This window comes from Allosphingosinicella vermicomposti (assembly GCF_003012815.1).
Classification (GTDB): Bacteria; Pseudomonadota; Alphaproteobacteria; order Sphingomonadales; family Sphingomonadaceae; genus Allosphingosinicella; species Allosphingosinicella vermicomposti.
In genome coordinates, this window is sequence record NZ_PXYJ01000001.1 from 630602 (window position 1) to 654058 (window position 23457).

The window sequence follows — 23457 nt, forward strand, 5'->3', positions numbered from 1 at the left end:
TGCCCGGAACAATCATCAAATCTGCGCTCGGTTCCCTATTTGTTGAGGAAGCCGTCGGAGATGGCGCAGGCCGCCGGGCCCAGGATCACGATGAACAGCACCGGCAGGATGAACAGGATCAGCGGCACCGTCATGATCGCGGGAAGCCGCGCAGCCTTTTCTTCCGCCCGCATCATGCGTTCGTTGCGGAATTCGGCCGATAGCACGCGTAAAGCCGACGCGAGGGGCGTGCCGTATTTCTCGGTCTGGATCATCGTCGTAACGACGCCGCGAATGGCGTCGAGATCGATACGGTTGGCGAGGTTTTCGAATGCCTGACGCCGCTCGGTCAGGAAGCCCAGCTCGATCGAAGTCAATCCGAACTCGTCGCCTAGCTCCGGATAAGCTTTGCCAAGTTCGCGGGCGACGCGGGCAAAAGCCGCATCGACGGTCAACCCGGCTTCCGCGCAGATGACGAGGAGGTCGAGCGCGTCGGGAAGGCCTTTGCGGATCGCTTCGCTACGCTTGGTGATCTTGTTTTTGAGGAAGATGTCCGGCGCCTTGTAGCTGCCGACGAGCGATCCGGCGACCAGCGCATATTTCTTGAGGCCGCTCCAGTCCGGAAACCAGTCCAGCAAATAGACGCCGATCACTGCCGTGCCGCCGATCACGATCGGCAGAACGAGGCGCGCAAAGATGACGACAAAGGCAAGATCCTTGGAACGGATGCCCGCCTGAAGCAGGCTGCGCTGCGCCTTTTCGACTTGCTCGTCCTGAAGCACTTTCAGGGAAGAGAGGAGGGTGCGAACCTTGTCGGCCGCTTCGTTGCGATTGGTGATCTTCTTGCGGCGCTTGGAGGTGGAGGCAATGATGCCCGCCTTCAGCTGCTCGCGGCGCTCGTTCAGCGCCTTGACGCGCTTCGCCATCGGATCGCGCACCGTTGTCGCGGCATAGACGGCGACGAGCACGGCGAATGTGGCCACGGCGGACAATGCCGTGGCGATCATCATGACATCGACGCCTAAAACTGTCGGGTTAGCCGGTGCCATATCAAATCTCGAAATTGACCATCTTGGCCATGATGAACACGCCGATCGCCATCCAGAGGAGTCCGCCGCCGCCCGCGATCATCAGCCGCGGTTCGCTGAAGAAGCCACCCATATATTCGGGGTTCATCATGAAGATGAGGCCGAAGACGATGAAGGGAAGGGCGCCGATGATCATCGCGGACGCCTTCGCTTCCGATGACATGGCACGGATCTTGAGTTTCATCTGCGAACGTTTGCGCAGGACGTCGGCCAGGTTCGCCAGCGTTTCGGCGAGGTTGCCGCCGGTTTCGCGCTGAATGGAAAGGGTGATGACGAAGAATTGGAATTCAGGCGTCCCCAGGCGATCCGCCACTTCCTGCAACGCCTGCTCCATCGTACGGCCAATCCGCATCTTGTCCGCGACCGTCTGGAATTCGCTACCAACCGGACCAGGCACTTCTCCCGCCACGATGCCAAGTGTTTCCGAAATGGGAAGACCCGAGCGAAGGCCACGGACCATGAGCTCGATCGCGTCCGGAAAGCGGGCGGTGAACTGTGCCACGCGCTTGGTGATAAGCTTGCCGATCACAAAGTGCGGGATGCCGATACCGACACCCAGCCCAATCAGAAGCGACAGGAAGACCGGCGCGCCGCGCGACATCAGGAGAATAGAGACCACCAGAATGATGGCGGCGCAGGTCGTCGCATATTGGCCGAGCGACCAAGTCTTTCCCGTGCGCTGAATGCGCTGGCGAAGCAAAGCCGGATTGGGAATGAGGCTCGTCGCCAGCCCGTCTATCGCGGAAGAATTGCGCGCCGCGACGAGCTTTTTCATCTGCGCCTGTGCCGCGACATCCATCGAGCGGCTGTGCCGTTCGCGCAAGTCTTCAAGCCGGCGCGCTTGCGCTTTCGCGGCCGACGGGCCGCTGAGCGCGACCGCAAGCAAAGCGATCGTGCCGATCAGGCCAAGAGCAAAGATGACGATCGGAAATGTCGGCATGGCGCGGTTCGTTTCGTCCTTATGCCGCCTGCTTCGTCTTCTTGGCCATCAGGCCCTTCAGATTTCCGATCAGGGATTTGGAAGTCGTGCTTTCGGCTTCCCCGCCATCATCCATGGTGCTGACGGTGAGGGCAAGGAGGCGGCTGAGCGCCTGCGTAACCTTGGCCGCGCCTTTGGCTTGGGCCAACGGCTGGCCGAGCTTTGCCGAATTGGACGCAGCCTTGGCATCCAAGGGGACGAGTATGTCGATCTTGCGCTCGATCGATTGCTCGAAATCTTTGCGGCTGATTTCCTGCATGGCGGGCGCCGCGACGCGGTTCGCTACGACGATCACGCGCGCTTGCGGCGCATTGGCCTTGAGCCAGGACAATATGCGGATGGCGTCACGCGTTGCGGCCAGTGTCAGCTCGACGACCACGACGGCAACATGCGCGTCGTTCATCAGGTGCGGGTGCTGGATCATCATCGCGCGCGGCAGATCGAGAACCGTCGTCTCGAACGCATTCTTCATTTCTTCCTGGAGCTGGAAGAAAGCAGACCCGTCGGTCAGCACCGGCTGGTTGATCGGCGCTTCGGCGGACAGCACGGCGAGCCGTTCATTGGCACGGACCATGGCACGTTCGATGAACAGGCCGTCGATGCGGCTCGGGTTCTCGATTGCGTCCGTCAAGCCCCGACCGGGCTCGAGATCGAGGGCCAGAGCACCCGTTCCGAAATGGATGTCGAGATCGAGAAGAGCTGTGGAGCGGCCCAGGGAATCGCCCATCAGCCATGCGAGCGATGTCGCCAGCGTCGACGCACCGACACCGCCGCGCACGCCCGTTACCGCAACAACGACATGTGGCCGCTCAGCCGTCGTTTCATTCACGCGTGGGCCGGCCAGTGTCAGCTGTGCGTGCGCAAGTGCGTCGCGAAGCTGATCGGCTGTAAAGGGGGTGAGGAGATAATCCTGAATGCCGCTGGCGACGAGGTCGCGATAGAGGCGCACGTCGTTGATCTGTCCTGCCGCGATCACCACGGTGCCGGGTTCGCAGACTTCAGCCAGTGCGTTGATGTCATTCAGTGGATCGGCCGACTCAGACAGATCAACGAACAGAATGCTCGGGCTTGCCGACACGGATAGAGATTGGACGGCGTTACGCAGCCCGCCCCGGTTCACCTTTTCCGGCTGCCAGCCATGTTCGACGGCGACGGACCGGACAAGTTCAGCCGTTGCTTCGTCGCCGACAAAAGCGGTGAACGGATCGCGAAGACCGCGGGAGAATGGCGCGTTCATCAGTTCGATCCTCCGCTCGTCGCTTCAGCCTTCAGCTTTTCAGTCCCGGTCGGAATACGATCGCGATAGACCTTGATAACCTTCACCGCATCTTGCGCGTCGCTGCCACCTTGCGCGGCCTTGCCCTGCACAAGATCATTGGGATCGGCGATCATCGCGGCGAGATTGGAGTTGGTTGCGCACCCATAATTGGGCGGCGTCTTGGCGGTGCGGGAATTGATCTCGCCCTTTTCCCAATTGGGGCAGCCGGGCACCGAAGCGGTACTGCGCGTAACGATGATGCGCATCGATCCGGGCTGGACGTTACCGGACATGACAGGCGCTCCCTCAGTGAGGCCGAGGCCATAGCGGCCCAGCAGTGCCGCGATATCCGCGCGGGCGCCCGCGTCTTCATAGCCTGATTCCTGTGCGTAGATCCGGTCGCCATAGCCCAGCGCGAGCGATTCAAACCAGCCGCGCAGACGATCCGCCTCACCCGAAGCCAAGCCGCTGCCGGTTGCTGCAACGTCCAGGACATAATCCGTCCGCTGCACGACAGGCTGATTTGCCGAATTCAGGCCCGGATTATTATAGGGCGTGATCTTGTTGTCGCCTGCATGAGCGGCAAACGGCGCGGCCAAGATCAGGAGAGCGGAAAGCTTCGAGCTGTTCATCATCATATGTTCCTGTCGCCCGGTCAGAATGAAAAGCCGGGGGCGGCGTTGGATTTGGGTGCGGGTCCGCTGGAATTTGCCGGAGTGGCCCCTGCAGGAAGTACGGTTTGCGGTGTCGCGACGGACGGCTTCGGGCGTTGCTCGCCCGGCTGGCTGTGGTGCGCGCGATCGAGCAATGTGCGTTCGGCGTCGTTCGAATTACGATAGCCGTCGGTCGGCAGCGCGATCTGGTTCGCGCTCACCGGTTTTACGAGATACGGCGTCACGACGATGACGAGTTCAGTCTCGTTACGCTGGAACGAGGTTGACCGGAATAGGGCACCGATGATCGGAAGGTCGCCGAGGAACGGCGCCTTGGTGACCCGGTTATTCCCGTTATTGCGGAGAAGACCGCCGATCATGAAGCTTTGGCCCGAACCCAGTTCCACGGTCGTTTCCGTGCGACGGGTGGTGAGGGCGGGGATCGTGTAATCGTTAAGTGTGATCGCGCCGACTTCGGTCAGTTCCGACACTTCGGGGCGAACGCGCATGGAAATCCTGCCGCCGTCCAAAACCGTCGGCGTGAAGGCCAAACTGACCCCATATTCCTTGAATTCCACCGTATTGCCGTTGAGGCCGGTGGAAATGATAATGGGGAACTCTCCGCCCGCAAGGAAGCTCGCCGTTTCGCCGGACAAGGCGACCAACGTTGGTTCGGCGAGCGTCTGAACCCGGCCGTCATCCTGATGGAGGTCGAGTGCCGAGAGAATGTCGACGCCCAGCAGATTGCCCGCGAAGTTCAGCGTCGTGTTAACCCCGAGATCGCGGTTCGTTGTGTAGGACGGCACATTCGATGTCGGGCCGGTGATGAACTGGCCCGTCGCCGGATTGAACGGGAGTTGAAGGCTGCCGGCGGGCAGGCCGTAGAGCGATGAGGCGTCGAGCTTCGGAAAGTCGGTCAGGGGAACCTGACCGATCGATCCGATATTCCGTCCGCCCGATCCGATGCCGAACAGGAAGCCGCTTGTACGGTCGCGGCTCAGCAGATTGAAGCCGATTTCCTTGACCAGCGAACGGCTGACTTCGGCGATCTTGACTTGCAGCATGACCTGAAGCGGCGTCGCTGTCCGCAACCGGTTGATGACCTGCATGCCTTCGCCGACAAAAGCTTGGGTCAGGCGGGTGGCGTCTTCGACGTCCGCCGGCGCCGCGACGGTGCCGGTCAGCAATACGAAGCCGTTCATCGGCATTGCCTGGATCTGCGCGTCGGGCATAGCGGCGCGGAGCATGTCATCGATCGAATCGATATTCTTGCCGACGCGGACATTGGCCGAATAAACGATTTTGCCCGCCTTGTTCGTGGCATAGACGGTGGTCTCGCCTGCGGCCTTGCCGAAGATATAGATCTGGTTGGCGGAGCGGACCTGAACGTCTGCCACGGTATCGTTGGCAACGAAAAGGTCGCTCATCGCGCCGTCCAGTTGCACCATGCGTCCGGTGCCGACCGAAATAGCGACATCGTTCGCGGGTTGGACGGCGGCAGATTGGGCTTGCGCAGCAGCCGGAAGGATGACGACACCCGACGCCATCAGTGCGGCGACGGCGAAGCCGATGCGGCCCTTGGCCATGAAAGACTTGCTCTTCATACTCACTTAACCCCCACCGCGACTTCGGTGACCGTGTTGCCACGGGCGACGCGGACCACTGGACCGGCGGGTTTAGCCGATGCCTGCGGACGGCTGTCTTCCGAAGCGCCCCCTTGCGATACAGTTTGCGCCGCGGGCTTTGCCGGAACCGTGCGGCGCTGATAGCGCGACACGTCCGCGCCAACCGTGACGGTCGAACCCGTGTCGATCGGCCGGCTTGCAATGCTGATCAGCATCTTGCGTTCGGCCTTCGGATCATTGTTGTCCGGAACATCCACTTCGCCTGCGGCGATGGCGCGCTCCAGCTCGGCCGTATTGTCGGCGATCGAGCGCAGGGAGAGCGAGAGTTCGCCGATCTTCTGCGCGACCGCGACCTTTTCCGCCATTTGCGGCGTCGCTTCCAGCGTCACCGTGGACACCGTCTTTGCGACGTTGTTGCCGCTTTCATCCTGCGCCGTCAGGCTCTGATCGACCGCAAGGACTCGCACATTGCGGAGCACGGTTTCGGCGACCTTCAGCGCTTCGCCCTCGCCGCCGCCCTCGACTTCCTGGGTCAGGACGATATCCACCCGATCGCCCGGAAAGACGAACCCCGCAACCCCGCTGGTCGGTGATACGCCGACGGTGATCGCGCGCATGCCCGGGCCGAGAGCCGCGGCAAGGAAGCCGCGCTCGCCCGGTTTCACCAGTGAGCCTTGGGTGATCGGCTGCCCCGCCGTAATTTCGTTGCGGACGACGGTGCCGATCAAGCTCGCCGGATCGCCGCCATTTTCCTTCGTGTAATAAGCCGGCTGGATCAGCCCCTTCGGCCACGGCTGGAAGCGCAGAGCTTCCGCGTCGATGATCGTGCCGACGGGGAGCGCGCGGGTCGCAACCAGCACTTCCGGTCCTGCCTGCACCATCGGAGTTGCCTGCGCTTGCGGCGCGCTTGCCCCGGTGAACATGTTTTTGGCCATAACGGCGGTGACCGCTGCAACGATCAACGCGCCCACCAAAAGCACGATCTTTTTCACATCCATGACGCCTACTGCCTCCCCACGGGAACCTGGTTCGGCGTCATTCATCAACTAAAGTGGTTAAGAAACCGTTCGCCAAGCATTAAAACACCTGCAATCGCGATCGCGACGCCATAGGGAATTTCCAACGGCTTCGAAGATCGAATCACTTTGTGCCAGATGAGCATGACCAGTGTCAGCGCGCCGCCCGCAATCGACATGATGACGATCATCGTCAGCACCTGATTTGGTGGAAGCCATAGCGCGAGCGCCGCGACCATCTTCACATCTCCTCCGCCCATCGCGCCGATGGCGAAGACGGCGGCAAAGACGGCGAACACAAGCAGGCCGATGCCGAATTGAAGCGCCATATCCGGCCAGATCGGCAAACCAATGGCGATCCAATAGGGGATCGCGGCGAACGCGATCGCCGCATTGAGACTGTTTGGGATCGTCCGGCTCTTCACGTCCCAGATCGCCGCAGCCAGCAGCATCGCGATGAGGAGGCCGAGGAGGTAGTAGGAGATTTCGCTCATGTAGGCCTCATGCCCTAGACGAGGCGCCTTTCAAAACCGTAACTGGGCAGGTGAAGACAGGCGAGATCGACCGGCGCGCCAAGCCGCAAGGCGCACTTTTTTCCGATTGGACGGCTGCCGACGGCTGGCGTCTGCGGGTAATGGATTGGCCCGCAGAGGGGGACGTGCCGTCGCGCGGCAGCTTACTCTTTCTTGGTGGCCGCGGCGATTTCATCGAAAAATATCTCGAGGCGATGGATTATTGGCGCCGAACGGGCTGGCGCGTAGCTGCTTTCGATTGGCGCGGGCAAGGTGGGTCGGAGGGCGAACGCGGTGCACCGGATCCGCAGGCTGGATTCGATCCGCTGATCGACGATCTCGCGGCCTTCGTTCGGGAATGGCGGGAAGGGTCACCCGGGCCTCATGTCGTGATCGCCCATTCGATGGGCGGGCATTTGCTGCTGCGGGCTCTGGCGGAAAAAGCGGTGAAGGCCGACGCGGTCGTGCTCGTTGCGCCGATGGTTGGGATTAATAGCGGACCGGTTCCCGCTTCTATTGCGCCTCGGCTGGCTCGCCTGCTGGTCGCGCTGGGTCGAGGCGGGGCGCCCGTGGTGAGCGACTATCAGGCACGGATCGCGGGCAAGGATGCACGCCGTAACCGGCTGACATCCTGTCCCGATCGCTACGCCGACGAGCTTTGGTGGCAGAAGCGGGAGCCTGCCTACGATCTCGGTATTCCGACCTGGAACTGGGTTGTCGCGGCATATCGTTCGATTGCGCGGCTGACCGCTGGCGCATTGGCCTCGATTCAAGTGCCGATGCTGATCCTGGCGGCGGAAAAAGACGGGTTGGTGAGTACTTCCGCCATCCGAAAGGCTGCGGTCCAAATACGGGGGGCGGAATTAATCGTCTATCCGGATGCCGCCCATGAGATTCTGCGCGAATCCGATAGAGTGCGGCTCGATGCCTTTGCCCGCATCGACGTCTTTTTCGATCGGCAGACCGGATGACGCAGCGTTACGATATCGCCATTGTCGGGGCGGGCATTGCGGGCGCCAGCCTTGCCGCCGAAGTGGCGCCTCATGCTTCCGTCCTCCTCATCGAGGCCGAGGATCAGCCCGGCTATCATGCGACCGGTCGTTCGGCGGCTTTCTGGTCGGAAACCTATGGCGGGCCGATCATCCAGCCGCTGACGACGGCCTCCGAAGGCTTTCTATCCAATCCGCCTGCGGCCTTCCATGACCGGTCTTTTCTTCATCCGCGCGGCTCCCTGACCCTTGCCGACGCGGAGGGTGAGGCGGCACTGGACGCCATGGTCGGGCAATTCTCGGACACGCCGGTGGATCTCAGTCTGGCTGACCGATCGGCGATCGAAGCGGCCATCCCAGGGGTGAGGCCCGGGTGGGATAAGGCACTGTGGGAGCCTTCCTGCCGCGACATCGACGTTGCCGCCCTGCACGGCGCTTACCTCCGCGCGGCGCGGCAAAGTGGCGCACACCTTAAAACGGATGCCGCGCTTCGATCCGCTTCTCGGCAATCGCGCTTATGGACTCTGGATTACGGGGAGCGCGCCGAAGCGGCGCTGCTTGTGAACGCTGCGGGTGCGTGGGCAGATGAGGTCGCGGCACGCGCCGGAATGCGTATGCTCGGAATTCAGCCTTATCGCCGCACCATGATCCAACTGCGCGTCGATCCGCCTGCGCTGGCCATTCTGCCATTGGTGATGGACGCGCGCGGGCGCTTTTACTTCAAGCCTGAAGCAGGCGGACGGCTCTGGCTCAGCCCGCATGATGAGGCGCCTTGTCCGCCCTGCGATTGCGCGCCCGATGAAATGGATGTCGCCCGCGCGATCGCGACGCTTGAAACGGTCGTCGATTGGAAGGTCGAGGCGGTGGAACGCAAATGGGCCGGGCTCCGGACCTTCGCGCCGGATCGGCTTCCAGTCTACGGCTTTGCGGAGCCGGGCTTTTTCTGGTTTGCAGGGCAGGGGGGCTTCGGTATTCAGACGGCGCCTGCGGCCGCGAAGCTTGCTGCGTCCCTGCTTTTTGAGCTTTCACCCGATCCAATGGTCGCCGCGATCGACCCCGCGCCTTATGCCGCTCAGCGCTTCATGAATTGAAGGGCGGCGTCGCAGGCAAGTTGGTCAGCCCGCTCATTTTCCGGGTGTCCGGCGTGACCCTTCACCCATTCCCATGTGATCTGATGCGCGCCACAGGCTTCGAGTAATTCCTGCCAAAGCTCGGCATTTTTGACGGGCTTCCTGTCGGCGGTCCTCCAGCCGTTACGCCGCCAGCCATGGATCCATTTGGTAATGCCGTCGCGCACATAAACGCTGTCCGTACTGACGGTGACAACGCAGGGCCGCTTCAGCGCCTGAAGCCCGCGGATCGCCGCGGTTAGCTCCATTCGATTGTTGGTGGTGAGCGCTTCGCCGCCGCTCAATTCCTTTTCGTGCTCACCGGAACGGATGATCGTGCCCCAACCGCCGGGCCCGGGATTGCCCTTGCAGGCGCCATCGGTGAAAATTTCGACTTCTGTCACGATGGCTCAAGCGGCGCGGAGAGCAGCGGGAAGCTTGAAGGTCATGTTTTCGACGGCTGTTTCGACCACTTCCTCGGTAATTTCGAAATGTGCGGCCACGCGTTCCACAACTTCCCGCACCAAGATTTCCGGCGCTGATGCACCTGCGGTAATGCCAAGGGTACGAACCCCTTCAAGCCAGCCGAAATCGATCTCGGCGGCGCGCGCAATGAGGCGGCCTGGCGTTCCCTCACGCTCCGCGACTTCCAGCAAACGAACGGAATTTGAGCTGTTCGTCGCGCCGATCACCAGCACGAAATCGCATTGTGCGGCCATCGTCTTGACCGCCGTCTGCCGGTTCGACGTCGCGTAGCAGATATCCTCGCCCTTGGGGCCGCGGATCGTCGGAAAGCGCCGCTCGAGCGCAGCGATTAGATCGCGCGTGTCGTCCACCGAAAGCGTGGTCTGCGTGAGATAGGCGAGATTGTCCGGATCGGCGGCCTGGTAGGATTCCGCATCCGCCATCGTCTCGATGAGCGTCATCTGGTCTTCGGGTACCTGACCGAACGTGCCGATAACCTCCGGATGCCCGGCATGGCCGATGAAGAGAATGTGCTTTCCCGCCTCGACGAGCCGCTCAGCCTGGCGATGAACCTTCGATACGAGCGGGCAGGTGGCGTCGAGATATTCAAGACCGCGTTCCTCCGCCTTGGCAGGGACGGCTTTTGGCACGCCATGGGCGGAAAAGACGACGGGTACGCCGTCGGGAACTTCGTCCAATTCCTTGACGAAGATGGCGCCCTTTTCCTTCAGCGAATCCACGACATATTTGTTGTGGACGATTTCGTGCCTCACATAGACGGGAGCGCCGTAACGCTCGATCGCCAGCTCCACGATGCGGATGGCGCGGTCGACGCCCGCGCAGAAGCCGCGCGGGGCGGCGATGAGGAGCTTTAAGGGCGGCTTTGATGCGGACATGGGTGTTCGTCTACGCCTTTACTTGCAGCCTTGAAAGCCGCTTCCTATGATCGCGCGCGAATGGGCAGCGTTCGTGCCCCGCAGGTAAGGATATCCATCTCGTGATCAAGGCCAAGGTTGCTGTTTCCGCTCTTCTCTCCCTGGCGCTGCTCGGTTGCAGCTCGGACGGCCTGATCACCAATACGGGCGGAATTCTTGTTACCCGCACGGCCTGCACTGCGGTGGCGATTCCCGCCGGAACGGGCGATGTCACTTTCTTCTCGCCGGAAAATGCGCGGACCGCCGATGCGATCGACGTGGTCGCGACGATGACTAACCTCACCTCAACCTGCGACGAGACGGGTGAGTATGTGAACACGGCCGCCAATTTCGAAGTGCAGGGCCAGCGCCGCGACAATCGCGGCGCGCGCGAGGTGGTGATTCCCTATTTCGCGACGGTCGTACACGCCGGAACCAACGTGGTGTCGAAGCGGGTTAACCGCGTGACGCTCCGCTTCGAAGACGGCTCTTACCGCGCGACGACGACGGGCCAGGCGAGTTCGCGGGTGCTGCGCTCGGCAGCGACCCTGCCGGAAGATATTCGCCGTGAGGTGACGCGCGAGCGTAAGCCTGGCGACGCAGACGCGGCGGTCGATCCGCTGAGCAATCCGAACGTCCGCACCGCGGTACAGCGGGCGAGCTTCGAGCTGCTGGTGGGCTTCCAGCTGACCCAGGAACAGCTTGCCTATAACGCCACCAAATAAGGTGCGTTGACTCTGGCTCTGGCTCCGGCCAGAGCTTCGAGGGTCGCTGGCGGGAAGCTGCCGGGGACTCGCGCGGGAGAGCGCGGCGGGACTTCAAACCCGCCGCCGCCGAAGGAGCAACCACCCCGGAATCTCTCAGGTCTCAAGGACCGCGCGGGTCAGACACTCTGGAAAGCGGATGTTGGCGAAAGTGCCTCGGCACGTCACATCCCACCGAAGGGGTAAGCGGTCGCAAAGCGGCTGGCGAAAGCTCTCAGGTCTCGGGACAGAGGGGGTATTGGAAGTTGACGCTTTGTACGCGGAGCGTGACGCCATGCGCCTTTGAAGGAGACGGAAGTGAGCGATACCGGGGAAAAGACGTTACCTTTGGACGCGTGGCATCGCGCCAAGGGCGCGCGGATGGTGCCGTTCGCGGGCTACCAGATGCCGATCCAATATGAAGGCATCATGGCCGAGCATAAGTGGACGCGGGAGAGCGCCGGCTTGTTCGACGTCAGCCATATGGGCCAGTTGGTCATCACCGGTCCCAATCTCGATAAGGCGCTGGAAAGCGTGCTCCCGGCCGACCTTGGCCTGCTGAAAGACGGACGGCTGCGCTATTCGCTGCTGCTGACCGAGGACGGCGCGATCATCGACGATCTGATGGTGACGCGGCGCGGCGATCATTTCTACCTGGTGGTGAACGGCGCCACCAAGGACGGCGACATCGCGCATCTGGAGCGGATGCTGCCTGGCCTGGTCATCGACCATATGAAGGAGCAGGCGCTGCTCGCGCTGCAGGGGCAGAAAGCGGTGGACGCGCTGTCGCGTGTCGCGCCGGGTGTCGAAGAGCTTACCTTCATGACCGGCGGCATGTTCGAAATCGACGGCGTTCCCGCCTGGATCAGCCGTTCGGGTTATACCGGCGAGGACGGGTTCGAGATTTCGGTGCAGGCGAAAGATGTTGAGAAGGTCGCCGATCTGCTCGCAAGCCAGCCGGAGGTGAAGCCGATCGGCCTTGGCGCGCGCGATTCGCTGCGGCTTGAGGCGGGGCTGCCGCTCTATGGGCACGATCTCGATACGACGACGACTCCGGTCGAGGCTGACCTGACCTTCGCTTTGTCCAAGCGCCGCCGCGAGGAAGGCGGCTTTCCGGGCTGGCATCGCATCGCGTCCGAGCTGCAGAACGGCACCATCACCAAGCGTGTCGGCCTGGCCGTCGAAGGCCGTCAGCCGGTGCGCGAAGGCGCCATGGTGGTGGATGGTGAGGGCAATGAGGTTGGCCGCGTGACGAGCGGGGGCTTTTCCCCGACGCTCGAGGCCGCGATCGCCATGGCCTATGTGCCGCTCGCGTCCGCGCAGGAAGGCACCGCGATCACGCTCGCCCAGCGCGGCAAGATTTTCCAGGCACGGGTCGTCCCGATGCCCTTCGTTCCGCACAAATATCACCGCAAGGGAGCCGGTAAATGAGCCTCTATTTCACCAAGGAACATGAGTGGATCCAGGTCGAGGGTGACATCGCCACCGTCGGCATCACCGATTTCGCGCAGGGCCAGCTTGGCGACATCGTGTTCGTCGAAGTGCCTTCTGCTGGTACGCAAGTCAGCCAAGGCGGCGATGCTGCGGTCGTGGAATCGGTGAAGGCGGCTTCGGACGTCTATGCGCCGGTTTCGGGCGAGGTTGTTGAGGGCAATGCCGCGCTTGAAGCCGATCCGTCGCTGGTCAACACCGCACCGGAAGGCGAGGGCTGGTTCTTCAAGCTGAAGCTTTCGGACGAGGGCCAGCTTGAGGGGCTGATGAACGCCGACGAGTATAAGGCTTTCGTGGATAGTCAGTGATCCCGTCAAAAGCCGTTCGTGCTGAGTAGGGGCTGAGCGCAGCCGAAGACCGTATCGAAGCATTCCCTGGGGAACCCTTCGATACGCCGTTTCGACAGGCTCAACGGCTACTCAGGGCGAACGGATAACTGGGAACAGGTTTAGGAATTCGACCCATGCGTTACCTTCCCCTTGCCGATACCGACCGCCAGGAAATGCTGCGGACCATCGGCGCCAAGTCGATCGACGATCTGTTCGTGGATGTGCCGGAGGCGGCGCGGCTTTCGGGCAAGATCGAGGGGCTGGCGGACCATGCCAGCGAGATGAGCGTCGAGCGGCAAATGGGCGCGATGGCGCGGCAGAATATGGTTGCGGGGGAAGTGCCCTTCTTCCTGGGGGCGGGCGCCTACAAGCATCATGTGCCGGCGAGCGTCGATCACATTATTCAGCGCGGCGAGTTCCTGACCAGCTACACGCCCTATCAGCCGGAAATCGCGCAGGGGACGTTGCAGGTCTTGTTCGAATTCCAGACGCAGGTGGCGCGCCTTTATGGCTGCGACGTCGCGAATGCCTCCATGTATGACGGATCGACCGCCTGCTGGGAGGCGATCACCATGGCGCGGCGCGTGACCAAGCGCGGCAAGGCGATCCTGTCGGGCGGGCTGCATCCCCATTATGTGTCGCTGGCGCAGACGATGGCGCGCTTCACCGGCGACCGGCTTGACGTGGCACTGCCGGAGCTGACGGCAGAGACGGATGCGGAGCGGCTGCTCGCGTCCATCGACGGCGAGACGAGCTGCGTCGTCGTGCAATATCCCGACATTTTGGGTCGTATCACGGACCTGACGCCGATCGCGGAGAAGGCGCATGCCAATGGCGCGTTGCTGATCGCGGTGGTGACGGAGCCCGTGGCCTTGGGCGCGATCGAGGCGCCGGGGCATATGGGCGCGGACATCGTGGTCGGCGAAGGTCAGTCGATCGGCGTCGGCCTCAATTTCGGCGGGCCCTATGTCGGCCTGTTCGCCTGCAAGGAAAAGTTCGTCCGCCAGATGCCGGGGCGTCTGTGCGGCGAGACGGTGGACGCGGAAGGCAAGCGCGGCTTTGTGTTGACGCTGTCGACCCGCGAGCAGCATATTCGCCGCGAGAAGGCGACGTCGAATATCTGCACCAATTCAGGGCTTTGCGCGCTTGCTTTCTCAATCCACATGACCTTGCTGGGTGAGCGGGGGCTGCGGGATTTGGCGGTGCTGAACCACGCCCGCGCGGTGCTGGCGGCGGAGCGGCTGGCCAAGGTGCCGGGCGTGGAACTGGTCAACGACACCTTCTTCAACGAATTCACGCTGAAGCTACCAAAGGAAGCGCGGCCTGCCGTGCGGGCGCTGGCGGACAAGGGCATTTTGGGCGGGGTGTCGCTCGGGCGACTCTATCCGGAGGCCGAGGCGCTTGAGAACGGACTGGTCGTGGCGGTTACGGAAGTGGTGACGGACGAGGATATCGAAGCGCTGGCTAGTGCGCTTCAGGAGGTGTTGGCGTGATGGGCGGGGTTAATTCTCCGTCACCGGCGCGGAGCCCTTCGATACGCCGTTTCGACAGGCTCAACGGCTACTCAGGGCGAACGGAGAGGGTAGGGCGCTTTGATTGTGGCGTGATCACAGAACCGTTCGTGCTGAGTAGAGACCGAGCCTGTCGAGGGCTCGTATCGAAGCATCTGCGCGGAGCCCTTCGATACGCGTCTTCGCCCTTCGGCCAGCTCAGGGTCAGACGCTACTCAGGGCGAACGGGAAATCTGGTTGGTAAGGAGTGCCGCGCATGAGCATCAACGCGAGCGGATGGAAGCCTGAAATGGGATCGGGCGAGGGCATGGAGGTGCAGACCTTCACCGGCAACAGGGCGCTGATGCTGGAAGAGCCTTTGATCTTCGAAATGGATGAGGCGGGCGGCTGCGGCGTCGACATCGCCCCGGCACCCAAGGTGACGAGCCGCCTTGGCGGGCTGGAGCGCAAGCGCGACATCGGTATTCCGGGGCTCTCCGAGCCGCAGACGGTGCGCCACTATACGCGCCTTAGCCGCCAGAATTATGCCATCGACCTTGGCCTTTTTCCGCTCGGTTCGTGCACGATGAAGCATAATCCGCGCCTGAATGAGAAGATGGCGCGGCTTCCGGGTTTTGCCGACATTCATCCCTTGCAGCCGATCGACACGGTGCAAGGCGCGCTGAAGGTTATAGCGGACCTTGGCGAGTGGCTGGTGAAGCTCACCGGCATGCATAGTGTCGCGATGAGCCCGAAGGCGGGCGCGCATGGCGAGCTGTGCGGCCTTCTCGCCATCCGTTCGGCGTTGGAAGCGCGGGGCGATGCGCGCGAGGTGATCCTGGTGCCGGAAAGCGCGCACGGGACCAACCCGGCGACGGCGGCCTTCTGCGGCTATCGGGTCGAGAATATTCCGGCGACGGAGCGCGGGCGCGTGGACCTTGCGGCATTGAAGGCGCGGCTTGGCCCGGACGTTGCGGGCGTGATGATCACCAATCCCAATACGTGCGGCCTGTTCGAGCCGGACATGATCGAGATTTCCAAGGCCGTGCATGAAGCGGGCGGCCTGGTTTATTGTGACGGCGCGAATTTCAACGCCATCGTCGGGCGCGTGCGTCCGGGCGACCTTGGCATCGACGCGATGCACATCAACCTGCACAAGACCTTCTCCACCCCGCATGGCGGTGGCGGGCCGGGGTCTGGGCCGGTGGTTTTCTCGGAGGCTTTGACGCCGTTCGCGCCCTTGCCGTTCGTCGAGAAGCAGGGCGACCGCTATGTCCTCATCGAAGAGGAAACGGCGGAGGAGCATCACGGGCGGACTTTTGGCCGGATGACCGCCTTCCATGGCCAGATGGGCATGTTTACCCGCGCGCTGACCTATATCCTGAGCCACGGCGCGGATGGGCTGCGCCAGGTTTCGGAGGATGCGGTGCTGAACGCCAATTACATCCTGCGCAGCCTGGACGATGTGCTCGATGCGCCGTTCGGGAATAGCGGGCCGTGCATGCACGAAGCCCTGTTCAGCGACAAGGATTTCGGCGGCGGGCTTTCGACCCTCGACGTGGCGAAGGGCCTGATCGACGAGGGCTTCCACCCGATGACCATGTATTTCCCCCTGGTCGTCCATGGCGCGATGCTGATCGAACCGACCGAGACGGAATCGAAGGCGGCGCTGGATCAGTTCATCGGCGCGCTAAGGAGCGTTGCGGAGCGGGCGAAGGCTGGCGATGCGTCGTTGAAGGCCGCGCCCATCTACGCACCCCGGCGGCGGCTCGACGAAACGCTGGCGGCGCGCAAGCCCGTGCTGGCGTGGAAGGAGCCAACGCAAGGGGTTGCGGCGGAATAAGCGGTCGCTTCCGGCGCAAGGGCTGCACCGCTCGGCTGCCTATCGCCGCTTGAAGCGCTCGCCCGGGCAGTCCACACCGCCATTGGCATCGAGGGAGATGAAGATGGCGGTGGATCGGCGGACGTTGCTCGGCGGCGCGATTGGCGCAGGGGTCGCGGCGATGAGCGCGGCGAGCGCTGCTGCCGCCCAAGGCGAGTGGCTGGGGCCGACACCGGCGCTTGGCGACCCGAGCATGCCGCTCTGGCCGGCGCGGGAGCGTTATCCGCTCTGGCCGCAAGGCATTCCGGGGGCGGGCGCAACGCCGCCGGTTTATAATCCGACGATGAACGGCCCGGCAGCTGCTCGCCAATTGTGGGTGCGGGGCATCGCGGTGCCGGAGCTGCACGTCTATCGGCCCGCGCGGCCCGATGGATCGGCTTTGCTGTCGATCCCGGGTGGCGGCTATCAATTCGTGTCGGTGCAGAATGAAGGCATGGCGGTGGCGCAGCGTTTCAATGCGTCGCGGACCACGGTGTTCGTACTCGCCTATCGCCTGCCGGGCGAGGGGTGGGCGAACCGGCACGTCGTTCCCCTGCAGGACGCGCAGCGGGCGATGCGGATCATCCGCGCCCACGCCGCCGACTTTGCCATCGATCCAAAGAGGCTTGGCGTTATCGGCTTTTCAGCTGGCGGACATCTCGCCGCCGATCTGGCCGTTGCGCATGACGAGGCGGTTTATGCGCCGGTGGACGATGCGGACCGGCAATCGGCGAAACCCGCTTTCGTGGGGCTGGTTTATCCGGTGACGACCCTCGTCGACTTCCGGCTCGACGAGGCGTTGTTGGGGCCGAAGCCCGGCGCGGCGGCGGCGCGGGCGCGCTCGCCGATCCTGCGCGTCGATGCGAAGATGCCGCCCTGCTTCCTGGTCCACGCGATCGACGATGAGCTCGTGCCGTTGGAGCATACGACGGCGATGATCGCGGCTTGCCGGACCGCCAAGGTGCCGGTCGAAGCGCATATCTTTTCGGAAGGGGGGCACGGCTTTGGCCTGACGCTGCCGGACACCATGCCCGGGTCGGCATGGCCCGATGCCTTTGCGCGCTGGATGCCGCGCAATGGCGGGTAGGGCGCAGTGCACCTTTCGACATCCGCCATCGTCCTGTCGCTGCGTTCGCATGGCGAGCATGGCGCGATCGCGCGGCTGCTGACGCCGGAGGCGGGGATGCAGGCGGGCTATGTGCGGGGCGGGCGTTCGCGGCGGCTGAAGCCGGTGCTGATCCCCGGCAATATCGTACAGGCCGAATATCGGGCGCGGACGGAGGAGCAGCTTGCCCAATTGAGCGTCGAATTGATCGCCAGCCGCGCGCCTTTGTTTAGCGAAGCCTTGCCCGCGGCGGCCATCGATTGGGCGGCGGCGCTGTCCGCGACCGCCTTGCCGGAGGGACAGCCCTATCCCCGCCTTTACGATGCGCTGGACGGGCTGTTGGCGGCGATCGAGGCGGCGCCGTCGGCCAAGGGGTGGGCGGCGGCGCTGGTGCGGTATGAATTGCTGGTGCTGGCGGAATTGGGGTTCGGGCTCGACCTTACCGAATGTGCGGCGACGGGGCGGCGGGACGGCCTGGTTTTCGTCAGCCCGAAGAGCGGGCGGGCGGTGAGTGGTGAGGGGGCGGGGGAGTATCGCGACAGGCTGCTGCCGTTACCCGCCTTTCTGACCGGCGGAGAGGCGGATTGGGACGGGATTTTCGATGGATTGCGGCTCACCGGGCACTTTCTGTCGCGCGACGTGTTGATCGATCGCCAGTCCGAAGCGCTGGCCGCCCGCGACCGGCTGATCGATCGCTTGAAGCGCGTGGTGTGTTGACGGGAGCCATGGAACAAGGAAAGCTCATCTCCGTGAGATCGTTCTTCCCGCATAGCGCGACGACGCGCGGCGTCACCGTGCTGGTGTCCGCCAGCTTCCTTGCTGATCAATCGGAGCCGGACAGGAGCCGCTGGTTCTGGGCCTATCATGTGCGACTTGAAAATGAGAGCGGGCAGACTGTGCAGCTCATCAGCCGCGAATGGAAGATCAGCGACGGCAATGGCGTCATTCACGACGTGCGCGGCGAAGGCGTGGTGGGCGAACAGCCGGTGATCGAACCGGGCGGATCGTTCGACTATGTCTCCGGCTGCCCGCTGGGCACGGCGAGCGGCGCGATGGAAGGCTGCTACCACATGATCGGCGCGGATGGATCCTCATTCGCGGTGGCGATTCCGCGTTTCCCGCTGGTTGCGACCGCATTGGCGGATTGACCAGCGTCAGGCGTCGATCGCTTCTTCGTCCACCTCCGCGGCTCGGCTCTGGATGAAAGCGAAGCGGTGTTCGGGGTTTTTGCCCATCAGGCGATCGACGAGATCCTTGACCGGTTGCTGATCCTGATAATCCTGGGGCAGGGTGATGCGGATCAGGCTGCGGGTTTTGGGATCCATCGTGGTTTCGCGAAGCTGGCCCGGGTTCATTTCGCCAAGACCCTTGAAGCGGCCGATTTCGACCTTCTTGCCCTTGAAGATGGTGCGTTCGAGTTCGGCGCGCTGGGCATCGTCTTTTGCATAGGCGACGGTGCCGCCTGCTGACAGGCGATAGAGGGGCGGTTGGGCGAGGTAGAGGTGCCCGCGCTTCACGATTTCCGGCATTTCCTGGAAGAAGAAGGTCATCAGCAGGGTCGCGATGTGCGCGCCGTCAACATCGGCGTCGGTCATGATGACGATGCGTTCGTAGCGCAGCGCGTCGGCATCGCAACGGTCGCGGAAGCCGCAGCCGAGCGCGAGGCCGAGATCGGCAATTTCCTGATTGGCGCCGATCTTCGCGCTGTTGGCGCTGGCGACGTTCAAGATCTTGCCGCGGATCGGGAGGATTGCCTGCGTCTTGCGGTCGCGCGCCTGCTTGGCCGAGCCGCCGGCGCTGTCGCCTTCGACGATGAAGAGTTCGGTGCCCGCCGGGTCGTCATTGGCGCAATCGGTGAGCTTGCCGGGCAGGCGGAGCTTGCGGGACGAGGTCGCGGTCTTGCGCTTGATCTCGCGTTCGGCCTTGCGCTTCAGGCGCTCATCCATGCGATCGAGTACGAAGCCCAGGAGGGCGCGGCCCCGCTCCATATTGTCGGCGAGATAATGGTCGAAATGGTCGCGGATCGCGGCTTCGACCAGCCGCGCGGCGTCCGGGCTGGTCAGGCGGTCCTTGGTCTGGCTCTGGAATTGGGGATCGCGGATGAAGACGGACAGCATGATCTCCGCGCCCGTGACAACGTCATCCGCCTGAATGTCCTTTGCCTTCTTCTGCTGACCGACCAGTTCGGCAAAGGCGCGAATGCCACGGGTGAGCGCCGCACGGATACCCTGTTCGTGCGTGCCGCCATCGGGCGTGGGGATGGTGTTGCAATAATAAGAGGAGCCGCCCTCGCTCCACAAAGGCCAGGCGACGGCCCATTCAACCGAGCCCTGGCTGTCCGGAAATTCCTGCCGGCCGGAGAAGAATTCGTTGGTGGCGCAATTGCGCTCGCCAATCTGCTCTTTCAGGTGATCGGCGAGGCCGCCCGGAAACTGGAACACGGCCTCAGCGGGCGTGTCGGTGCCTTCGACGAGCGAAGGATCGCATTTCCAGCGTATCTCGACGCCAGCGAACAGATAGGCCTTGGAACGGGCGAGGCGGTAAAGGCGCGCGGGCTTAAACTTCGCTTCGGGCCCGAAGATCTCCGGATCGGGCGTAAAGCTGATCGTCGTGCCGCGCCGGTTCTGGGTCTGACCGACTTCTTCGAGGCTGGTCGTGGGATGGCCCTGAGCGAAAGTCTGGCGGTAAACCTTCTTGTTGCGCGCCACCTCAACGACGGTTTCAGTCGACAGCGCGTTGACGACGCTGACGCCGACGCCGTGCAGGCCGCCCGAGGTTGCATAGGCCTTATCGCTGAACTTGCCGCCCGAATGGAGCGTCGTAAGGATGACCTCCAGCGCCGATTTGCCCGGATATTTGGGATGCGGGTCGACCGGGATGCCGCGGCCATTGTCGGCGATGGTGAGGCGGTTGCCCGGCTCCAGCGTCACTTCGATCCGCGTCGCATGACCCGCCACCGCTTCGTCCATGCTGTTGTCGAGAACTTCAGCGGCAAGATGGTGGAAGGCGCGCTCGTCCGTGCCGCCGATATACATGCCCGGTCGACGACGGACGGGCTCGAGCCCCTCCAGCACTTCGATGGCGGAAGCATCGTAATTTTCCGAGGTTGCGGAGGAGGGCGACGCGAACAGGTCAGTCATGGCTTTGTCTATAAGCTTTGCGTGTTCGTCGTGCAAAGCGGCATGTTCCTCGCATGCCCGTTGAGCCGGAACGAGGGGTCAACCAGGGAACGGACTGGTTACCAAAAGGTTAAGAATCGGCATGGACGTGATCAAATCCGATATGGCCAAGAACGCCGCACGCGTGATCTGGCCATCGCTGGACGGAGAAGCTTCTCCGCGCGGCGTTGCGCGTCCATTTCGCCGTTTTGAAACTGTTCAACGCCCTGAAGGGTTGATCCTGATCGCCAATGGCGTTTGCGGTTTCCTCAGGCCGCTTGCGACACCGCTGGTTCGTCCGCGCTAATATCCTGCCCGTAGACGAGGTCGAGATAGGCCGAGGCGAGGTCGTAATGGGCCTGAACCGCCTTTCCCGTCTTCGCCTTTTGCGCAAGCGCGAGCTGCGCTTCCGCACGCTTTTCGTAGTAAATTGCGTCGTGGCTCGACATGGCGGCTATTCTTGCTCCGATATTGGGGCGCCTGTGCATGACAGGCGGTGAGGCGGACGCTTAACGGCCGGAATTCCGGGCGGTTCCGGGGATTTTAGGGGCCCGGATTAGATTTTTTCAGCCTTCGGTTTGATTGGCATTGATGTGTGCCGGACCGTCCTTCGACAGGCTCTATTGTTTTTTATCACCGCCAGGGCTGAGCTTGTCGAAGCCCGTGGGCATCGTGCCCTTCCCACGCCCTTCGACAGGCTCAGGGCTAGCGGGGTGGGGTAACTGCTGGGGGGGGGGGCTAAAAAGGGCATTGGGGCCCCGGAAGAGGGCTGCGAGCCTTGTCATACCGCTACGGCTGAGTTTGTCGAAGTCCGTGAGTCACGTACCCTTCACACGCCCTTCGACAGGCTCAGCCCTAGCGGGGTGGGGTGATTGAGCTGGTGCCTTGCCGTTGCTCCCAACTGTTTCCAATCCCGCCAGGGCTGAACTATCGAAGTCCGTGGGGATCGTGCGTTTCACACGCCCTTCGACAAGCTCAGGATTAGCGGCGGTGGAATAGGTTAGGCTTAGCGGATGCGCGGGCCGCCGAAGGGTAGAGGCGGCGGCGGGCGGCGGTCGCGGCGGGGCATTTGGGCCTGATAGGCTACGCCGCAATGCTGGACGCAATAAGGGAAGCCCGGATTGGACGGTGCGCCGCAGAAATGGAAGTCCGGCTCACCCGGATGGCCCATCGGCCATTTGCAGATCTTTTCGTTGAGATCGAGCAGGCTCGTTTTGTCGGCGACCTCGGCGCTCGGCTTGGCGGGCACAAGGCGACGCGGCGGGGCGGGCGGGATCGGGGTCTGCTGCTCGCTCGGCGTCTGGCGGATGAAGCCGCCCGGGCCGATCGAGCGGATGATGGGCTGCGACTCAGGCGCGGCGTTCGATCCTGCCTGGGGCGATGCAGCGGGGCGCGGGGCCGGAGCGGAAGCGACGGGTGCGGGCGCAGGCTTGGGCGTCGGAGTCGCGGCAATGGCGGGCTTGGGGGCAGGCGCTGCCGGAGCGGCGGCAGGTGCCTTCGCCTTCTTCGCCTTGGCTGCGGCCGGTTCGTTCGCCTTCACCGGCGAGGGGCGCGACTGGAGGCCGAGGCGATGCGCCTTGCCGATCACCGCGTTGCGGGAAACCCCGCCCAATTCCTCGGCGATCTGGCTCGCGGTCATTCCTTTTGACCACAATTCCTTCAGGCGATCGATCCGTTCATCGGTCCAAGACATTCTGTTTCCTTATAATCCGCTTCACGGCTTGCGGCCCACTGCGTCCCGTATTAGCCACGGCGCCATGAACGACCAACCTTCAAATTGGGTCAGGACCGCCCCCGGCGTCCCCGTTATCCGGAACGTGAACTGGGGTGGCCTCAAGACCCTCTATGTGAAGGAGGTGAGGCGTTTCTTCAAGGTCCAGCTTCAAACCGTATGGGCGCCAGCGGTTACAACCATGCTGTTCCTGGTGATTTTCACCGTTGCCCTGGGCGGAAGCGGGCGGCGGATCATGGGTGTGCCCTTTGCAGATTTCATCGCGCCGGGCCTCATCATCATGGCGATGCTGCAAAATGCGTTCGCCAATGCGAGCTTTTCCCTGCTGGTCGGTAAAATCCAGGGGACGATCGTCGATTATCTGATGCCCCCGCTGTCGACAGGCGAACTGATCGCGGCATTGATCGGCGCGGCGGTGACGCGCGCGATTCTCGTCGGCTGCGCGGTGTGGCTCGCCATGGCGTTATGGCCGGGCGTTCACGTGACGCCGCTCCATCCGCTTGCCATGATCTGGTTCGGCCTGATGGGCGCGATGATGCTGGGTTTCTTCGGTCTCCTTACCTCCATCTGGGGAGAGAAGTTCGATCATGCCGCCGCGGTCACCAATTTCGTGGTCGCGCCGTTGTCGCTGCTGTCCGGCACATTCTATTCGATCGAGAGCCTTGCGCCTACTTTCCAGGCAGTGAGCCACGCCAATCCGTTCTTCTACGTGATATCAGGCTTCCGGTACGGGTTTTTGAAGGAGGCGGATTCGCCTGTTCTCTTCGGCGGCATCCTGCTGCTCGCCATCAATATCGCGCTTTGTGCCGCGTGCTACGCCTTGCTGCGGAGCGGGTGGAAGCTGAAAAATTAGGAGACGGCTGGAGGCCCGAGCCGGAATCGAACCGGCGTGCAAGGATTTGCAGTCCTCTGCGTAACCACTCCGCCATCGGGCCGCCGTCGGCGCATGTGCGGGCCTTTC

24 protein-coding genes, 1 tRNA gene and 2 riboswitches are annotated in these 23457 nt (G+C 63.0%); of the genes, 12 read left to right on the forward strand and 13 right to left on the reverse strand.

Annotated elements, in window-relative coordinates; genetic code table 11:
- Positions 1-35: 35 nt before the first annotated feature.
- The 7 genes from C7I56_RS03080 to C7I56_RS03110 are packed head-to-tail and all read right to left on the reverse strand — an operon-like array spanning position 36 to position 7092.
- Positions 36-1028, reverse strand: a complete 993-nt coding sequence (locus C7I56_RS03080; RefSeq protein ID WP_106639049.1) for a type II secretion system F family protein — start codon at positions 1026-1028, stop codon at positions 36-38.
- Position 1029: 1 nt separating this feature from the next.
- Positions 1030-2007, reverse strand: a complete 978-nt coding sequence (locus C7I56_RS03085; protein ID WP_106639050.1) for a type II secretion system F family protein — start codon at positions 2005-2007, stop codon at positions 1030-1032.
- A 19-nt stretch (positions 2008-2026) separates the two neighbouring features.
- Positions 2027-3283, reverse strand: a complete 1257-nt coding sequence (locus tag C7I56_RS03090) for a pilus assembly protein CpaE (RefSeq protein WP_106639051.1) — start codon at positions 3281-3283, stop codon at positions 2027-2029.
- The gene (locus C7I56_RS03095; RefSeq protein ID WP_245409570.1) at positions 3283-3942 is read right to left on the reverse strand and encodes a CpaD family pilus assembly protein; all 660 of its coding nucleotides are present in this window, start codon (positions 3940-3942) and stop codon (positions 3283-3285) included. The genes C7I56_RS03090 and C7I56_RS03095 overlap by 1 nt, the downstream gene beginning before the upstream one ends.
- Before the next feature lie 17 nt (positions 3943-3959).
- Positions 3960-5561: a type II and III secretion system protein family protein gene (locus C7I56_RS03100; RefSeq protein WP_106639052.1), complete on the reverse strand. Its 1602-nt coding sequence runs from the start codon at positions 5559-5561 to the stop codon at positions 3960-3962.
- 2 nt (positions 5562-5563) lie between these two features.
- Positions 5564-6580, reverse strand: coding sequence for a Flp pilus assembly protein CpaB (gene cpaB, locus C7I56_RS03105; protein WP_106639615.1), 1017 nt, complete (start codon positions 6578-6580; stop codon positions 5564-5566).
- Between the two features lie 44 nt (positions 6581-6624).
- Positions 6625-7092 carry an A24 family peptidase gene (locus C7I56_RS03110; protein ID WP_106639053.1) on the reverse strand — a complete coding sequence of 156 codons (468 nt, stop codon included), beginning with the start codon at positions 7090-7092 and terminating at the stop codon, positions 6625-6627.
- Positions 7093-7142: 50 nt separating this feature from the next.
- Between C7I56_RS03110 and C7I56_RS03115 the strand changes: the two genes are divergently transcribed.
- Positions 7143-8081, forward strand: coding sequence for an alpha/beta fold hydrolase (locus C7I56_RS03115; RefSeq protein WP_245409571.1), 939 nt, complete (start codon positions 7143-7145; stop codon positions 8079-8081).
- On the forward strand, positions 8078-9190 hold the full coding sequence (locus tag C7I56_RS03120; protein WP_106639054.1) for an NAD(P)/FAD-dependent oxidoreductase: 1113 nt from the start codon (positions 8078-8080) through the stop codon (positions 9188-9190). Before C7I56_RS03115 ends, C7I56_RS03120 begins: the two co-directional genes overlap by 4 nt.
- On the opposite strand, the gene rnhA is transcribed toward C7I56_RS03120, so the two are convergent.
- The gene (gene rnhA, locus C7I56_RS03125) at positions 9172-9612 is read right to left on the reverse strand and encodes a ribonuclease HI (RefSeq protein ID WP_106639055.1); all 441 of its coding nucleotides are present in this window, start codon (positions 9610-9612) and stop codon (positions 9172-9174) included. The two genes, C7I56_RS03120 and rnhA, sit on opposite strands and share 19 nt — an antisense overlap.
- A gap of 6 nt (positions 9613-9618) precedes the next feature.
- Positions 9619-10569, reverse strand: coding sequence for a 4-hydroxy-3-methylbut-2-enyl diphosphate reductase (gene ispH, locus C7I56_RS03130; RefSeq protein ID WP_106639056.1), 951 nt, complete (start codon positions 10567-10569; stop codon positions 9619-9621).
- Positions 10570-10670: 101 nt separating this feature from the next.
- Between ispH and C7I56_RS03135 the strand changes: the two genes are divergently transcribed.
- The 8 genes from C7I56_RS03135 (at position 10671) to apaG (ending at position 18754) form a co-directional block, all read left to right on the forward strand.
- A complete protein-coding gene (locus C7I56_RS03135) occupies positions 10671-11312 on the forward strand; it encodes a hypothetical protein (RefSeq protein ID WP_106639057.1) in 642 nt (213 codons plus the stop codon).
- A 63-nt stretch (positions 11313-11375) separates the two neighbouring features.
- A riboswitch (glycine riboswitch) is annotated at positions 11376-11474 on the forward strand.
- A gap of 1 nt (position 11475) precedes the next feature.
- Positions 11476-11585, forward strand: a riboswitch (glycine riboswitch).
- 63 nt (positions 11586-11648) lie between these two features.
- Positions 11649-12761: a glycine cleavage system aminomethyltransferase GcvT gene (gcvT, locus tag C7I56_RS03140; RefSeq protein ID WP_245409572.1), complete on the forward strand. Its 1113-nt coding sequence runs from the start codon at positions 11649-11651 to the stop codon at positions 12759-12761.
- Positions 12758-13129, forward strand: a complete 372-nt coding sequence (gene gcvH / locus C7I56_RS03145; protein WP_106639059.1) for a glycine cleavage system protein GcvH — start codon at positions 12758-12760, stop codon at positions 13127-13129. Before gcvT ends, gcvH begins: the two co-directional genes overlap by 4 nt.
- A 155-nt stretch (positions 13130-13284) precedes the next feature.
- A complete protein-coding gene (gene gcvPA / locus C7I56_RS03150) occupies positions 13285-14643 on the forward strand; it encodes an aminomethyl-transferring glycine dehydrogenase subunit GcvPA (RefSeq protein WP_106639060.1) in 1359 nt (452 codons plus the stop codon).
- Between the two features lie 274 nt (positions 14644-14917).
- Complete coding sequence (gene gcvPB / locus C7I56_RS03155) at positions 14918-16483, forward strand: aminomethyl-transferring glycine dehydrogenase subunit GcvPB (RefSeq protein WP_106639061.1); 1566 nt, start codon at positions 14918-14920, stop codon at positions 16481-16483.
- A gap of 103 nt (positions 16484-16586) precedes the next feature.
- A complete protein-coding gene (locus C7I56_RS03160) occupies positions 16587-17588 on the forward strand; it encodes an alpha/beta hydrolase (RefSeq protein WP_106639617.1) in 1002 nt (333 codons plus the stop codon).
- Positions 17589-17594: 6 nt separating this feature from the next.
- Positions 17595-18323: a DNA repair protein RecO gene (gene recO, locus C7I56_RS03165; protein ID WP_106639062.1), complete on the forward strand. Its 729-nt coding sequence runs from the start codon at positions 17595-17597 to the stop codon at positions 18321-18323.
- 32 nt (positions 18324-18355) lie between these two features.
- Positions 18356-18754 (forward strand): Co2+/Mg2+ efflux protein ApaG, encoded by a 399-nt coding sequence (apaG, locus tag C7I56_RS03170; protein WP_106639618.1) that lies wholly within the window; start codon positions 18356-18358, stop codon positions 18752-18754.
- Positions 18755-18760: 6 nt separating this feature from the next.
- Here the strand turns inward: apaG and parE are convergent, their stop codons facing one another.
- Complete coding sequence (parE, locus tag C7I56_RS03175; RefSeq protein WP_106639063.1) at positions 18761-20746, reverse strand: DNA topoisomerase IV subunit B; 1986 nt, start codon at positions 20744-20746, stop codon at positions 18761-18763.
- A gap of 121 nt (positions 20747-20867) precedes the next feature.
- On the opposite strand from parE, the gene C7I56_RS12515 reads away from it, so the two are divergent.
- Positions 20868-21071 (forward strand): hypothetical protein, encoded by a 204-nt coding sequence (locus tag C7I56_RS12515; RefSeq protein WP_207789938.1) that lies wholly within the window; start codon positions 20868-20870, stop codon positions 21069-21071.
- On the opposite strand, the gene C7I56_RS03180 is transcribed toward C7I56_RS12515, so the two are convergent.
- Positions 21034-21252 carry a hypothetical protein gene (locus tag C7I56_RS03180; protein ID WP_245409573.1) on the reverse strand — a complete coding sequence of 73 codons (219 nt, stop codon included), beginning with the start codon at positions 21250-21252 and terminating at the stop codon, positions 21034-21036. The two genes, C7I56_RS12515 and C7I56_RS03180, sit on opposite strands and share 38 nt — an antisense overlap.
- Positions 21253-21770: 518 nt before the next feature.
- Positions 21771-22457 (reverse strand): GcrA family cell cycle regulator, encoded by a 687-nt coding sequence (locus tag C7I56_RS03185; RefSeq protein ID WP_106639065.1) that lies wholly within the window; start codon positions 22455-22457, stop codon positions 21771-21773.
- 64 nt (positions 22458-22521) lie between these two features.
- Between C7I56_RS03185 and C7I56_RS03190 the strand changes: the two genes are divergently transcribed.
- Positions 22522-23349: an ABC transporter permease gene (locus C7I56_RS03190; RefSeq protein WP_106639066.1), complete on the forward strand. Its 828-nt coding sequence runs from the start codon at positions 22522-22524 to the stop codon at positions 23347-23349.
- A gap of 8 nt (positions 23350-23357) precedes the next feature.
- Here C7I56_RS03190 and C7I56_RS03195 read toward each other — a convergent pair.
- Positions 23358-23431: transfer RNA gene (locus tag C7I56_RS03195), tRNA-Cys, on the reverse strand.
- Positions 23432-23457: the final 26 nt, after the last annotated feature.